This is a genomic window from Olsenella uli DSM 7084, from assembly GCF_000143845.1.
GTDB lineage: Bacteria > Actinomycetota > Coriobacteriia > Coriobacteriales > Atopobiaceae > Olsenella > Olsenella uli.
On the sequence record NC_014363.1, the window covers coordinates 1,063,861 to 1,077,438 of the forward strand.

Genomic DNA, 13,578 nt, shown 5'->3' on the forward strand with positions numbered 1-13,578 from the left:
AACGTGCCCAGCTTTGACTTCGAGAAACTCATCTACGACATCCCCGACTATCCCGAGCCCGGCGTGACCTTCAAGGACATCACGCCCCTCATGGCCGATCCCAAGGGCCTCGCGGCCGCCGTCGATGCCATCGCGGACCACTTTGCCGACCAGGGCGTGACCAAGGTCGTCGGTGCCGAGGCGCGCGGCTTCCTCATCGGCGCACCGGTGGCCTACCGCATGGGCGCTGGCTTCGTGCCCGCCCGCAAGCCGGGCAAGCTTCCACGCGAGGTGTACCGCGAGACCTACTCCCTCGAGTATGGCACCGACGAGCTCCAGATCCACCGGGACGCCATCGGAAGCGGTGACAGGGTCCTGATCGTGGATGACCTCGTTGCCACGGGCGGCACCGCCGTTGCCACCGCAAAGCTCGTCGAGAAGGCCGGGGCCACCCTGGTGGGCTTCTCCTTCATGCTCGAGCTTGCCTTCCTCAACCCCCGCAAGGCCATCTCCGAGTCGTACGGCCAGGAGCTCTTCACGCTGGTGCAGGCGGGCTAGGGTAGCGGGCCGTCTTGCCTGCGTTCGCCCAGCGACTTGCTCCCCCTACCGATGCGTGGGGCACATCCCTTGATTCGGTGACCATTATATGGATTGGAATTGTTACGCCGTACACGCCGTTAGACTGTAGCAATACGCGACGTAGGAAGGATTCCTATCATGTCTTTTAGCCCCAAGGCGCGCTTCGTCGGCCGCAAGGCTGTGACGGCAGGGCTCGCCATGGCCCTCACTCTGGGCACCTGCATACCCGTTGCGCACGCCGACACCGCGTCCGATCTGGCCGCAGCCTCCCAGCGGCTCGAGTCGCTGGGAGCCGAGCTGTCCTCGCTCGAGGGCGACCTCGAGAACAAGACCGCGGACCTCGAGCTCACCTCGTACGAGATTGGGCAGAAGCAGAACGAGATCGACCAGACGCAGAGCCGGCTCGACCAGAAGCGCGCGGAGTTGGGCGAACAGGTCAAGAGCAACTACATCAGCGGTCCGGTCAACTGGCTCTCGGTCCTCCTCGGCTCCACGAGCTTCGATGACCTGTCCAACCGCATCTACTACGCGGACAAGGTGAGCCAGAGCCAGTCTGACGCCATCAACGAGGTCAAGTCCCTGGGAGACCAGCTCTCGACCCAGAAGGGCGAGCTTGAGTCCAAGCAGGCCGAGCAGCAGTCGGCCGTCGACGAGATGGAGTCCCAGGTTGCCGTCTACCAATCCAAGGTCGCCGACGCGCAGGCCTGGTACAGCTCGCTCGACGCGCAGGTCCAGCAGGAGCTGGCCGCACAGGCCGCAGCACAGTCTGCAGAGGGGACCCCATCCAACGCGGACGCGGCGCTCAACGCCGTGACGGACACGAGCGCGCCGTCGAATGCCAACAACGCTGACAACGGGTCGAACAGCGCGTCCAGCAACGCCACGAACGATGATGACAACGGGAGCGACAACGGCTCCCACGCCCAGAACAACAACTCGAACAACTCGAACAATGACAGTCATTCGAACAACAGCTCGAATACGGCGCACGGCGGCGCATCCGGCGGTGGCCTCGGCACCGCCTACAGCATGATCGGCGTCCCCTACAAGTGGGGTGGCACCAGCGCGGACGGCGTCGATTGCTCTGGCCTCGTCTGCCACTGCTATGGCTTCGCACGCGGACGCACCACCTATGACATGATCGATTCGCTCAAGGCCTCCGGCGACTGGAAGACCAGCGTCGACCAGCTGCAGGCGGGTGACCTCGTCTTTCCGCACAGTGGTCATGTGGGCATCTACATCGGCAACAACCAGATGATCCATGCCCCCAGTCCCGGCAGGACGGTCTGCATCACGACGCTCTACGGCTTCTACGGAGGCGGTACCTACTAGCCCCTTGCATGCATTCGGACTGTGACGGCCACCTCAAGGAGGTGGCCGTTTTATGATGTGAGGACATGGCCCAAGGTATCGACACGGGCCACAGGCGCATGAGATGAGACGAGGGGACATGGCGGGGAAGCGCGACATACAGAGGCGCTTCTCCAGGCGCCTGCAAGTCGACATGGTCGGGGAGGGTCTGCTCGTGGGCCTGGCCGGCGGAGGCGTCGTGACGCTCTACCGGCTCTCGCTGGGAAAGGCCGAGGAGGCGCTCTCCATCATCGCCACGGCCATCTCCGGATCGCCACTGCTCATCGCCTCATGGTTCATCGCCCTCGCAGCGCTCGGCGCCATCGTCTGCAGGCTCATGGTCTGGGAGCCCTACACACAGGGGTCCGGCATACCGCAGATCGACGCCGAGGTCATGGGGAGGATCGACATGCCCTGGTGGCGCGTCCTCCTCGCCAAGTTCGTCGAGGGCACCCTCTGTGCCCTGGGAGGCCTCTCCCTGGGACGGGAGGGGCCCAGCGTTCAGCTGGGGGGCGTCGCGGGCAAAGCGGTCTCCAGGCTACTGAGGCGTGACAGGGGGGAGGAGCGCCTCCTCACCACCTGCGGAGCCGCCGCCGGGATGTCGGCGGCGTTCAACGCGCCACTGACGGGCACGCTCTTTGCCATCGAGGAGATCCACCGCGAGTTCAGCGGCCCGCTCCTCGTAGCGGTCATGGCGGCTACGATAGCATCGGACTTCCTGGTCTCGCAGGTGCTGGGCGTCCGTCCGGTGCTCGAGTTCACCTTCACGCGTGACCTGCCGCACGGCTACTACCCCTACATCCTGGCACTGGGGCTGTTCTGCGGCTTTGCCGGGGCCCTGCACAACCAGGGCATGTTCCTTGCCTCCAGGCTCTACGGCCGCATCAGGAGGGGAGCCCCCTACACGCGCCTCGCCGTGCCGTTTGCGCTCGCCGGTGTGGCCGTGCTCCTGTGGCCCGAACTCACCTGCGGAGGGGACCGCATCATCAAGCTCGTCATGGCCCCCGGGGTGCTTCCCCTGGGCACGATTGCGGCCCTGCTGCTGGGGAAGTATGCCTTCACGACGCTGTGCTTCGGCTCGGGCGCGCCGGGGGGGACGCTGTTCCCGCTGTGCGTTATGGGCTCGCTCTGCGGCGCGCTCTTCGCCGTGGCGGCGACCAACTGCATGGGGCTTCCCGGAATCTTCGTGACCAACTTCATCGTGCTGGGCATAGGCGGCCTGTTCGCGAGCGTCGTGAGGGCACCGGTGACTGCCGTCGTGCTGGCCTTCGAGCTCACGGGTAGCCTCGATGCACTGCTATCCGTGTCCATCGTCTCGATCATCGCATACGTCACAGCCAACCTTCTGCACGTCGATCCGTTCTACGAACATCTGTTCGCGAGACTCATCGGCGCACAGCCCGTGGGTCCACGCGCGGGCGGCCCACAAAAGGCGGGCGGGGATGCCACGGCATGCCCTGGAGGCACATCCAGCCATGCAGACGAGAAGATACTGCAGACACACGTGGTGGGTGCAGGATCTCAGGCTGAGGGCCGGCTCGTCAGGGATGTCTCCTGGCCCCATGGGGCGCGCATCGTCATCATCGAACGTGCGGGCCAGGAGGTTTTGCCGACCGGGGACACACGTCTGGAAGCCTCGGACAGCCTGGTGTTCATCATCTCGTCGAGCGACGAGTACGCGGCCGAGACCGACTTGCGCAAGCTCCTGCGCGGATCGCTCGAGTCCAAGCGCACGCCCTAGGACGGGCCCGAAGCGACCCGGGGCCTCCACTAGGGGACCCCGGCTATTGCAATGCGACACCACGGTCGGAGCCACCGGAAAGTCTCGTCCTATCCAATTTACTTTACATAAGATATATTATCGCAGTTTTAAGAGGAGCGGGAAGGGGGACCGTCCGCACCCCAGCGCTACGGGACGCTCCGATCCGGTGGCCATGCCGATCGAGGCGCTAGCCCTCGATGGGCTGGCCGAGATACGCAGAGGCGCTCGTTGCGGCAACGGCCCCGTCCGCCGCCGCCGTGATGATCTGGCGCAACGGCTTCTGCCTGACGTCGCCCGCCGCAAACAGACCCGGCGTAGACGTCTCCATGCGATCGTTCGTGACCACGTAGCCCCTCTCGTCAAGCGCGGCCAGACCGTCGAGGAGCCCAGAGGCGGGCACGCGTCCCACGAACACGAACACGCCAAAGGACCCCTCGTCGAACTCCCTGGTCTCCTCGTCGCCAGAACGAGTGTCCCTCAATGTGATGGAGCGCGGAAGCCGGTCGCCCTCGAGACGGATGACCTGCGTGTTGAACATCACGTCAACCTTGTCGCTCTCCTCCACCTGACGCGCCACGGACGCCTGGGCCCGCAGGTGGTCCTTGCGGACGACCATCGTGACATGGTCGGCAAACTTGGTGAGGAACAGGGCCTCCTCGGCAGCCGAGTTGCCGCCACCGATGACGAACACGCGCTTGCCACGATAGAACATGCCATCGCAGGTAGCGCAGTACGAGACGCCATGTCCACCAAAGTGCTCCTCGCCATCGAAGCCGACATGCCGCGGCGTGGCGCCGCCCGCAACGATGACCGTGCGGCTCACGTACGATCCGACAGGCGTCGAGACGCTGAAGAGACCCGCATCGTCGTCATGCGAGATCTTCTCGACGTTTGACATCTCGATGGTGGCGCCAAGGTCTTCTGCCTGCGCCTTCATGGCGTCAGTCAACGTGAACCCGTCCGTATGCGGGACTCCCGGATAGTTGTCGACCTCGCTGGTCAGGATGACCTGCCCGCCAACAGCCTCTTGTTCCAGCACGACGGTGTCAAGCAGGGCCCGCTGGGCATAGATGGCCGCAGACAGTCCCGCAGGTCCTCCACCGACGATCACGAGATCCTTGACTTCGGTATCCATTGCGCACTCCTTGGAGATAGATGTGATGCCTGTTTGCCTGGGGCTATCCTACCCTCTCCCAACGTCTTGCTTTCTCGCCCATAAAAAGGACGTATACAATCTATTTGTATACGTCCTATATACTAAGCACGACGAGGAGGCGGCCTCAACGGAATGCCACGTGGAACCCGTCCTCGACCACAGGGTGCAACCCGTCTCCCCCGTCATGCACGTGACGACATGGAAAGAGGGCCCGGCAAGCCGGGCCCCAAACAGGGAGACCATGCATAGAGGCTACGCGATGAAGAAGTACACCACGAAGGCAAGGGTCGCGACCCACATGAGGGGTTTCACCTTCCTGATCTGCCCCGTGACGGCAGCAACGAGGACGTAGGCGATGAAGCCGAACCCTATGCCGTTCGAGATGGAATAGGTGAAGGGCACGCCAGCGATGATCATGAAGGCGGGGAAGCTCTCGAGGAGGTCGGACCAGTCGATCTCAATGACCTCGCTCATCATCAGGAAGCCGACAAGCACCAGGGCGCCACAGGTGGCGGCAGAGCTGATGATGGTGATGATGGGTGCGAAGAAGGACGCGAGTATGAAGAGGATACCCGTCACAACGGAGGTCAGGCCCGTGCGACCGCCGTCGGCTGCGCCGGACGCCGACTCGACGAAGGTGGTGATGGACGAGGCTCCGACGAGGCCACCGACCGCCGCGGCCGCAGAGTCGACGATCAGGATCTCCTTGATGTCCTCGACGTTGCCATCCTCGGTGAGGAACTCACCCTGCTTGGCGACGGCCATGGCGGTGCCCATGGTGTCGAAGAAGTCGGACATCATGAGGGAGAACGCAAATATGAGCAGCGTTGGGGTCACGAAGACCTTGACGATGCCCATGGTGCCCGTGGCATCGCTCATGAAGGGTGCCCCGAACGAGGAGAAGTCGAGAGGGGCGACGAGCCCGGTCGGCATCTGGGTGATGCCCAGGGGAATGCCGGCGATGACGGCAATGATGATGCCGATGAGCAGGGAGCCCTTGACGTCCATGGAATAGAGGACCACGGTGGCGGCGATCGAGATGGCGCCGACTATGAACGTGGGGTCGGTGACGCTGTTGAGCGCGACGAGGGTGGACTCGCTGGCGACGATGATGCCACCGTCCTTGAGGCCGATCATGGCGATGAAGAGGCCCAGGCCGACGGAGATGCCATGACGCAGCGAGACGGGGATGGCGTCCATGATGGCCTCGCGCAGTCCGCAGAGAACGAGGATGAGGATGGCGACCCCCTCGACGAAGATGACGGCCATGGCCGCGTGCCAGTCACCACCCGCAACGCCGACGAGCGTGAAGGCCACGACGGCATTGACGCCCATGCCCGAGGCGCAGGCCAGCGGGCGGTTGGCGAAGGTCCCCATGAGGATGGTCATGACGCCGGCGCCCAGGCAGGTCGCCGTGACGGCCGCATTCGCAGGAATGCCTGCGGCGACCATCAGCGACGGGTTGACGGCGATGATGTACGCCATCGCAAGGAAGGTGGTGAGACCGGCCCTGATCTCCTGACCTGTGCTCGAGCCCCTCTCTACCGCCTTGAAGAACTGTTCCATTTCCATCCTTTCCTTCTCATGAGTGCAACGAAGACGCCGGCATTCCAGGCTCAGAATGCCGGCGTGTCCATCGGCGTCAGACGCCGCTTGAACCGAAGCCGCCCTCCCCGCGGTCGGTCTCGTCCAGACGATCGACCTCCTGGAGGGACACGATGGGGACGCGTTGTATGACAAGCTGGGCGATTCGATCGCCACGCGCGATGCAAATGTCATCCGTAGGGCTCAGGTTAATGGCGCAGACCTTGAGTTCGCCACGATAGTGGGCATCGACCAGGCCGGGCGTGTTGGCCATGGACAACCCCACCTTGTATGCCATCCCACTGCGTGGCTGCACGAAGCCCGCAAAGCCCTCGGGAATGGCAATCGCCAGACCGGTACCGATGAGACGGCGCTCAAGCGGCTTGAGCACAAGCTCCTCGTTCGAGCGTAGGTCCAGCCCCGCATCGCCAGCATAGGCATAGGTGGGCAGCCTGACCGTCGGGTCGAGGCGTTTGATGGGAAGCACGAGCTGTTCTGTTGTCATATGGAAAGGCTCCGAAGCTCTTCGTTGAACTCGTCGACGTCCTTGAAGTCTCGATAGACCGATGCGAAGCGAACGTAGGCGACCTTGTCGACATCCACAAGGCGCTGCAGGACCATCCGACCGATCTCCTGAGAGAGGACTTCCATGTGCCCGCCGTCCCTCAGCTCCGACTCGATGGAATCAATGAGAGCGTTGAGGGACCCGATGGGGATGTCGCGCTTGACGGTCGCGGCAACCAGGCCGCGCATGACCTTTTGGCGATCAAAGGTCTCCTTTCGCCCATCCTTTTTTATGACCAGGATGGGCATCTCTTCACGACGCTCGTACGTCGTGAAGCGCGTGCCACATTTGACACACTCACGCCTGCGCCTGATGGCATCCGTGCTTTCGGAAGGTCGAGAATCGACAACCTTGGACTCGTCACAACCGCACTTGGGACAGCGCATCTTCCCTCCCGATCTCTTGGATACCCTATGGGAAGATAGCACATGAAAGTTACCAGCTACGACAAGAGATGGGAAGTGCAACCGATTGGTTACCGCCTGACGGGAACGACGAGGGTCTGTCCGAGAGCAAGTTCGCTCGTGCCCAGGTGGTTGGCACGACGAATCCAGCTGCTAACGTCCTGGACGGATGCGCCCTCGACGCCGTGGTCCTCGGAGATGCTCCAAAGGGAGTCCCCCGCACTGACAGAGATCGTCTCGGTCCCGATGCCATCGAAGGTCTCGGCAAGCCTGGATTCCGACGCATCGGCCGTGACGACGGAGATGACGACGCACGCGATGAGGACGAGCGTGGCGCACAGGGCGAAGAGTGGACCCGCGAGGGCGCGGGTGGACCCTCTCGCGTCTCCTTCCGCGGTCGGGATGACGACGGCGTCGAGGCTTCCCTCGATAAGGGTGAATCTGGGCCGTGTGGAAGGGAGGGACTTAAGGGCAAGGCTGCCTTCTGTCGAACAGGGAGTGCTGCGGCTCATGGTTGATTCTCCTCTCGAAGTTGTCGCCATAGTTGTAAGCGAGACGCCGGACAACAATTCGATATGCCTTTCTTGGAACACGTGTACTATTCTAGGAACGTACGCCTGTTCGGTCAAGATATGTTTAGAACATTTGTTTGCGTTCGCAGAAGACGGCCTGTACAATGGGACCTGACAGGAGGAGACATCATGCCAAAAGACAGGCTCAGCAGGCGTCAGGCCCAGATATACGAGTTCATCTGTGGTTACACGGGTGAGCACGGTTATCCGCCTTCCGTGCGTGAGATAGGCGCTGCCGTCGGCCTTGCCTCACCCTCGACGGTCCACATGCATCTCAAGGTCCTTCAGGAGCTGGGCTACATTAAGCGCGACTCCAAGAAGCCCCGTACCATCGAGGTTGTGTCCGAGGGCGGCGATGCCACACCCCCCAGTCCCTCCACGCCTCTTGCAACGGTCGAGGAAGACGCATCCGCCAACGTCATCAGCCTTCCGCTGGTGGGTCGCGTCGCAGCTGGGACGCCCATCCTCGCAGAGCAAAACGTCGAGGAAACCCTGACTTTGCCGACGAGCATAGTCGGCGATTCGAGCTCCTTCGTCTTGCGTGTCAGAGGGCAGTCCATGATCAACGCAGGGATCTTCGATGGCGACTACATAGTCGTCAAGGAGCAGCATGAGGCACATGACGGCGAGATAGTCGTAGCCCTGATCGATGACTCAGCCACAGTCAAGACCTTCTATCGCGAAAGGGGCCGGGTGCGCCTCCAGCCAGAGAACGACACGATGAACCCCATCTATGTTGTAAACCCGACCATTCTGGGCAGGGTCACGGGACTCTTCCGCTCCATCTCGTAGCACAGGTCCCGCAACATGCCGCACATGATGGCCGACAAGCTCGGGCATGCCTCGACGACGGTGTCGGCTCTCAGGTCTGACGAGCCCGCAAAAGGTCGCCTCCATCTCTATGACGTGTTGCGCGGCTTCTCCGTCGTCTCGATGGTCGCGTTCCACCTTTGCTATGACCTCAAGTTCATCAATGGCGTGAGCCTGCCGTTCTTCGCGTCCCCCTTCCTGGATCTGTGGCGCAACAGCATCTCCTGGGCCTTCGTGCTCATCGCTGGCTGCATGTATCAGCACTCTCGTGACAACTTCAGGCGTGCGGGGAGGTATCTCGCGCTGGCGCTCGCGATCTATGTCGTGACGGCTGCGGTCAGGGTCGACACGCCCATCAGCTTCGGCATCATCTACTGCATGGGCGCCTGCACGCTCTCGGCCCGCCTGCTGGAACTTGTGCACCTGAGGCCTTCTGGTCCCGGCACGGCCTGCCTGATGTTGTTCGCGTTCGTCTGCCTGCTGGACCTCAAGAGCGGCTCGGTGGGGCTCGCGGGCATGAGACTCGAGCTTCCCGAGACGCTCTTCTCCACACCCTACCTCTCGTGGCTGGGACTTCCCGGTCCCCTCTTTACGTCCGGGGACTACTATCCGCTCCTCCCCTATCTCTTTCTCTACCTGGCCGGCACGGCAACGAGCGCGACGCTCGTACGCAACGGGCACCCCGCCGTGCTCGCGCGCCTTCGTGTCCGGCCGCTCGAGTTCCTTGGCCGTCATGCCCTCGAGGCCTATGTCATCCACCAGCCCGTCCTCCTGCTGGCGTCAAGGGCCATCGCGATGGCGATGACCTACTGACCGGCTCCCTCGATATAGGGGGCCAGGGCCTCCCGCATGCGCGGGTCCGCGCTCACGGTCGCCAGGAGCCCCTCAGGACGATACTCCTCCCGGATGACCCGGCAGCGCTCATGTACCTGCCTGAGCAGCGCACCCCTCTCATATGGGACAAGCGCCGTAATGACCTCGTCGCCCCGTGCGGCCTCCTCGGCGATGCGATACAGGAGGCCGGGGATACCCCGACCTGTCAGGGCGCTGATGGGAACGGCATCGGGGGCGCCCGTGCGCAACAGGGCGAGCTCCTCGTCATCCAAGGCATCGATCTTGTTGAAGACGACGACCGTCGGAGTCTCCGATGCAGAGATGTCCCCCAGGATGCGGCGCACGGCGGCAATCTCCTTCCGGACGTTGCCGTCCGAGGCGTCTGCCACGAGCAGGACCAGGTCGGCAGCCATGACCTCCGCGAGGGTCGACTTGAAAGACTCGACGAGCGTGGTGGGGAGCTTCTGTATGAAGCCGACCGTATCGGTAACGGTGACCTTCCTGCCCGCGTCCAGCACCATCGACCTCGTCGTGGGGTCAAGCGTGGCGAAGAGCTCGTCCTTGACGTAGGCGCCCGCCCCCGTGAGCCTGTTGAGCAATGTGGACTTCCCCGCATTGGTGTAGCCGGCAAGCGCCACCCTGAAGACGCCCGAGTCCCACCGTGCCTTGCTCTGGACCTTGCGACGGCCCTCAAGCCTCCTGAGCTCCTTGCGCAGGCACGAGATGCGGTCCCTCACGAGACGTCTGTCTACCTCGAGCTGGCTCTCTCCCTGGCCGAACCTGCTACCGATGCCGCCACGCGCCTGTTCCCTCACGAGATGGCTCCACATCCCTCGGAGACGGGGAAGCAGGTACTGCAGCTGCGCGAGCTGCACCTGGAGCCTACCCTCGCGCGTGGTGGCATGCTCACCGAAGATGTCCAGGATGAGGGCCGTCCTGTCGATCACCTTGGTCGGCTCGCCAACTATCCTCTCGAGGTTAGACTGCTGCGAGGGAGTGAGCTCATCGTCGAAGATGACAACGTCGGCATCGAGCGAGTGCACCATCCGCACCAGCTCGCCCGCCTTGCCGCTTCCGATGAAGGTGCGGGGGACGGGTGCGTCGAGCCTCTGCACCATCGTCGCGACCACCACGGCGCCGTCGGTCTCGGCAAGGCGGGCGAGCTCGGCCATCGACTCCCCGATCGGCCAGTCGGACTCCCTCCGCTCCACGCCGACGAGGACAGCCCGCTCGGGCACGGGGGCAGTCGGGTGTGGCGTAAACCTAGGCATGCCCACGGCCCTCCCCGCCCCCAAGGGCAAGCCCGCCTGGAGACACGGTTGGGGCTACAGAGCTGAGGACGACCTGCAGCGCCGCGTCCTCGTCCAGCTCGTCGTAGTCGAGCCACCGCACGCGTCCGTCATGCTCGAACCAGGAAAGCTGGCGCTTGGCATACCTGCGCGTCCTCGTCTTGGCCCGCTCCTTCGCCGCATCGAGCGTGCATGCGCCCGCAAGGTAGTCCATGACCTCCTCGTAGCCGATGGCCTGCCGTGCGGTCAGGGCCTCTCCCAGGCCCCTGCCGAGGAGGCCCTGGACCTCCTCGACGAGCCCGGCCTCAAACATGGCGTCGACACGCCGGCCTATCCTCCGGTAGAGCCTGGGGCGATCCATGCGGATGCCAAACAGCAGCGCGGGGTAGTGGGGCATGCGCTCGTGCAATCCCGCGTGCCGGACGGCATAGGACCCCCCCTCGTCACAGAGCTCGAGCGCGCGCACGACGCGACGCACGTTGTGGGGATGGATGAGCGCCGCACTTGCCGCATCCCTCTTGCATAGCAGGGCATAGAGGGCAAGGCTGCCGTTGCTCTCGGCATAGGACTGATAGCGTGCGCGACGCGGGTTGTCGGAGTCACCCGGTGGGAACTCCATCTCGTCTATCACCGCGTTGAGGTAGAGTCCTGTCCCCCCGCAAAGGACGGCGGGAAGGCCTCGTGCGAGAAGGTCGTCAACACAGCGGCGGGCGTCGTGCTGGAAGAGCTTCGCCGAGAAGTCCGTGCCCACGTCCGCCACGTCCACCATCAGCAGGGGGACGCGCCTCTCGGAAGGCGGCGTCTTGGCCGTGCCCACGTCCATGCCACGATACACCTGCATGGCGTCGACGGAGACGACCGAGGTGCCCAGCGCAAGGGCCACACGATCTGCCAGCGAGCTCTTGCCTGAGGCGGTGGGTCCGACGATGCAGATGACGGGCATGGCGCTCATCGTGGAAGGCCCGCCAGCTCACCCCTGAGATACCAGGTGCGCGCCTCCGTGACGTGCACGTCACAGAGCGTTCCGACGAAGTCCCCCGCATGAGACCCCTCGGGAAGGTCGAGGAGGACCGTCTGGTTGTGGGGACTGTGCCCCACCAACACGCGATCATCCTTCTTGGAGGCCCCCTCGATGAGCGCCTCCACCCGAGAGCCCTGGTACGGGACATTGGCCTCGTGCGCAAGCCGCTCCACGAGGGACGCGAGGCGGTCGAAGCGGCCCTGGATCACCTCTCGCGGGGTGTCGTCGGTGATCCTTGCTGCGGGCGTACCCGGGCGCCTGGAGTAGATGAAGGTGTACGCAGACGCGAAGCCGACCTCCTCCACCAGCGAGAGCGTGTCGAGAAAGTCCTCCTCGGTCTCGCCAGGGAAGCCCACGATGATGTCGGTCGAGAGGGCTATCCCAGGGATGGCGGCCTTGATGTCGCGAATGACGTCGAGATAGCCCTCTCGCGTGTAGCTGCGATTCATCGCCTTGAGGATGCGGGTCGAGCCGCTCTGGACGGCGAGGTGGAGATGCGGCATCACATTGGGCGTCCCCGCCATCGCGGCGATGGTCTCGGCGGAGAGGTCCTTGGGGTTCGACGAAGTGAACCGTATGCGCTCTACGCCCGTCTCCCCCACCGCTTGCAGAAGCTCGGCGAAGCGAGGTTCGCCATAGAGGTCTCGCCCGTAGGAGTTGACGTTCTGTCCGAGCAACGTGATCTCGCGGACCCCGTCGGCAACGAGGCGGGCGCACTCGTCGACTACGCGCTCGAACGCACGACTCCGCTCTCGTCCACGGACGTGGGGCACGATGCAGTAGGTGCAGAAGTTGTCGCAGCCCGTCATGATGGGAACCCAGGCGTGGAAGTCCTGCTCGCGATGGCTGGGCAGCTCGGCCGAGAAGCCCCTGCCCTCCTCGGACGTGTCGACGTGGACGCGGCCGCCCCCCTCCTCGAGCGCCTCGACCAGAAGGGCGGGGACAGATGCCAGGGCACTCGTTCCGAAGACGACATCGACGTTGGGGATGTGCTCTCTGAGGCGATCTCCGTCGCGCTGGGCGATGCAGCCGCCCACGGCGACGACGCGCCTGCCCGAGGGCGGCCGAGGCAGCCTTACAAGGTTGGAGGCCTCCCCAAAGAGGTGGGTGTCGGCCTTCTCGCGGACCGAGCAGGTCATGAAGACGACTATGTCCGCCTCATCGGGTCCCTGTACAGCCACGCAGCCGCAATCGTCCAGAAGGCCGGCGACGCGCTCCGAGTCGTGCAGGTTCATCTGGCAGCCGAAGGTGCGGACGAAGTAAGTCTTGCCCACAAGCTCACCGACGCGTGCCACTACATCAGCCCCGTAGCGCCATCGTCAGGGGACTTTGCCGTGCCCACCTGGGGAACGAGCCGGTGCACGTAGACGGCGATCCTGATGGCCGTACGCGTCTCGCCGTTGATCTCAATGTCGGCGAAGGTCGGGGCGCAGGAGATGTCGACTCCTGTGGGTATGAGGAAGCCACGGGCGATGGCGACGGCCTTGACCGCCTGGTTGACGGCGCCCGCACCCACCGATTGGATGTTGACGGGGACGCCGTCCTTGACCATGCCGGCAATGGCGCCGGCAACGGACGCCGGCGAGGATTTGCTCGAGACCTTCAGAAACTCCATGCACTACTCCTGGGCAATGAAACTAATGCGTTTTCCTGCTTCGATGCTACAAGCCGAT

At 63.8% G+C, this 13,578-nt stretch carries 14 protein-coding genes; 5 read left to right on the forward strand and 9 right to left on the reverse strand.

Features of this window, described 5'->3' with window-relative positions; all coding sequences use genetic code 11:
• Nucleotides 1-3: 3 nt before the first annotated feature.
• From OLSU_RS04720 to OLSU_RS04730, 3 genes are all read left to right on the forward strand, one after another.
• Nucleotides 4-537, forward strand: a complete 534-nt coding sequence (locus OLSU_RS04720) for an adenine phosphoribosyltransferase (RefSeq protein ID WP_013251805.1) — start codon at nt 4-6, stop codon at nt 535-537.
• Nucleotides 538-696: 159 nt separating this feature from the next.
• Complete coding sequence (locus OLSU_RS04725; RefSeq protein ID WP_013251806.1) at nt 697-1,890, forward strand: coiled-coil domain-containing protein; 1,194 nt, start codon at nt 697-699, stop codon at nt 1,888-1,890.
• Nucleotides 1,891-2,008: 118 nt separating this feature from the next.
• Nucleotides 2,009-3,649, forward strand: a complete 1,641-nt coding sequence (locus tag OLSU_RS04730; protein ID WP_013251807.1) for a ClC family H(+)/Cl(-) exchange transporter — start codon at nt 2,009-2,011, stop codon at nt 3,647-3,649.
• A 208-nt stretch (nt 3,650-3,857) separates the two neighbouring features.
• Here OLSU_RS04730 and OLSU_RS04735 read toward each other — a convergent pair whose 3' ends face one another.
• The 5 genes from OLSU_RS04735 to OLSU_RS04755 form a co-directional block, all read right to left on the reverse strand.
• Nucleotides 3,858-4,805: an NAD(P)/FAD-dependent oxidoreductase gene (locus tag OLSU_RS04735; protein WP_013251808.1), complete on the reverse strand. Its 948-nt coding sequence runs from the start codon at nt 4,803-4,805 to the stop codon at nt 3,858-3,860.
• 273 nt (nt 4,806-5,078) lie between these two features.
• Nucleotides 5,079-6,392: an NCS2 family permease gene (locus OLSU_RS04740; protein WP_041548910.1), complete on the reverse strand. Its 1,314-nt coding sequence runs from the start codon at nt 6,390-6,392 to the stop codon at nt 5,079-5,081.
• A 76-nt stretch (nt 6,393-6,468) separates the two neighbouring features.
• Nucleotides 6,469-6,915: a dUTP diphosphatase gene (dut, locus tag OLSU_RS04745; protein WP_013251810.1), complete on the reverse strand. Its 447-nt coding sequence runs from the start codon at nt 6,913-6,915 to the stop codon at nt 6,469-6,471.
• The gene (nrdR, locus tag OLSU_RS04750; RefSeq protein WP_013251811.1) at nt 6,912-7,361 is read right to left on the reverse strand and encodes a transcriptional regulator NrdR; all 450 of its coding nucleotides are present in this window, start codon (nt 7,359-7,361) and stop codon (nt 6,912-6,914) included. The genes dut and nrdR overlap by 4 nt, the downstream gene beginning before the upstream one ends.
• Nucleotides 7,362-7,450: 89 nt before the next feature.
• Entirely contained in the window at nt 7,451-7,891 is a 441-nt protein-coding gene (locus OLSU_RS04755) for a LysM peptidoglycan-binding domain-containing protein (RefSeq protein WP_013251812.1), read from the reverse strand.
• 189 nt (nt 7,892-8,080) lie between these two features.
• On the opposite strand from OLSU_RS04755, the gene lexA reads away from it, so the two are divergent.
• Both lexA and OLSU_RS04765 read left to right on the forward strand, forming a co-directional pair.
• Nucleotides 8,081-8,743, forward strand: coding sequence for a transcriptional repressor LexA (gene lexA / locus OLSU_RS04760; RefSeq protein ID WP_013251813.1), 663 nt, complete (start codon nt 8,081-8,083; stop codon nt 8,741-8,743).
• A gap of 15 nt (nt 8,744-8,758) precedes the next feature.
• The gene (locus OLSU_RS04765) at nt 8,759-9,574 is read left to right on the forward strand and encodes a heparan-alpha-glucosaminide N-acetyltransferase domain-containing protein (protein ID WP_013251814.1); all 816 of its coding nucleotides are present in this window, start codon (nt 8,759-8,761) and stop codon (nt 9,572-9,574) included.
• Here the strand turns inward: OLSU_RS04765 and hflX are convergent.
• The 4 genes from hflX to OLSU_RS04785 are packed head-to-tail and all read right to left on the reverse strand — an operon-like array spanning nt 9,568 to nt 13,520.
• Nucleotides 9,568-10,866, reverse strand: a complete 1,299-nt coding sequence (hflX, locus tag OLSU_RS04770; RefSeq protein WP_013251815.1) for a GTPase HflX — start codon at nt 10,864-10,866, stop codon at nt 9,568-9,570. The two genes, OLSU_RS04765 and hflX, sit on opposite strands and share 7 nt — an antisense overlap.
• Nucleotides 10,859-11,836: a tRNA (adenosine(37)-N6)-dimethylallyltransferase MiaA gene (gene miaA, locus OLSU_RS04775; RefSeq protein WP_013251816.1), complete on the reverse strand. Its 978-nt coding sequence runs from the start codon at nt 11,834-11,836 to the stop codon at nt 10,859-10,861. Before miaA ends, hflX begins: the two co-directional genes overlap by 8 nt.
• Nucleotides 11,833-13,200 (reverse strand): tRNA (N6-isopentenyl adenosine(37)-C2)-methylthiotransferase MiaB, encoded by a 1,368-nt coding sequence (gene miaB, locus OLSU_RS04780; RefSeq protein ID WP_013251817.1) that lies wholly within the window; start codon nt 13,198-13,200, stop codon nt 11,833-11,835. Before miaB ends, miaA begins: the two co-directional genes overlap by 4 nt.
• Nucleotides 13,200-13,520: a stage V sporulation protein S gene (locus OLSU_RS04785; protein WP_013251818.1), complete on the reverse strand. Its 321-nt coding sequence runs from the start codon at nt 13,518-13,520 to the stop codon at nt 13,200-13,202. The genes miaB and OLSU_RS04785 overlap by 1 nt, the downstream gene beginning before the upstream one ends.
• Nucleotides 13,521-13,578: the final 58 nt, after the last annotated feature.

Coding starts and splice junctions, on each gene's coding strand:
- dut (WP_013251810.1), bottom strand. CDS start 6,915: ATGACAACAGAACAGCTCGTGCTTCCCATCAAACGCCTCGACCCGACG.
- OLSU_RS04785 (WP_013251818.1), bottom strand. CDS start 13,520: ATGGAGTTTCTGAAGGTCTCGAGCAAATCCTCGCCGGCGTCCGTTGCC.
- OLSU_RS04765 (WP_013251814.1), top strand. CDS start 8,759: ATGCCGCACATGATGGCCGACAAGCTCGGGCATGCCTCGACGACGGTG.
- OLSU_RS04735 (WP_013251808.1), bottom strand. CDS start 4,805: ATGGATACCGAAGTCAAGGATCTCGTGATCGTCGGTGGAGGACCTGCG.
- hflX (WP_013251815.1), bottom strand. CDS start 10,866: ATGCCTAGGTTTACGCCACACCCGACTGCCCCCGTGCCCGAGCGGGCT.
- OLSU_RS04725 (WP_013251806.1), top strand. CDS start 697: ATGTCTTTTAGCCCCAAGGCGCGCTTCGTCGGCCGCAAGGCTGTGACG.
- OLSU_RS04730 (WP_013251807.1), top strand. CDS start 2,009: ATGGCGGGGAAGCGCGACATACAGAGGCGCTTCTCCAGGCGCCTGCAA.
- lexA (WP_013251813.1), top strand. CDS start 8,081: ATGCCAAAAGACAGGCTCAGCAGGCGTCAGGCCCAGATATACGAGTTC.
- OLSU_RS04755 (WP_013251812.1), bottom strand. CDS start 7,891: ATGAGCCGCAGCACTCCCTGTTCGACAGAAGGCAGCCTTGCCCTTAAG.
- nrdR (WP_013251811.1), bottom strand. CDS start 7,361: ATGCGCTGTCCCAAGTGCGGTTGTGACGAGTCCAAGGTTGTCGATTCT.
- miaA (WP_013251816.1), bottom strand. CDS start 11,836: ATGAGCGCCATGCCCGTCATCTGCATCGTCGGACCCACCGCCTCAGGC.
- OLSU_RS04740 (WP_041548910.1), bottom strand. CDS start 6,392: ATGGAACAGTTCTTCAAGGCGGTAGAGAGGGGCTCGAGCACAGGTCAG.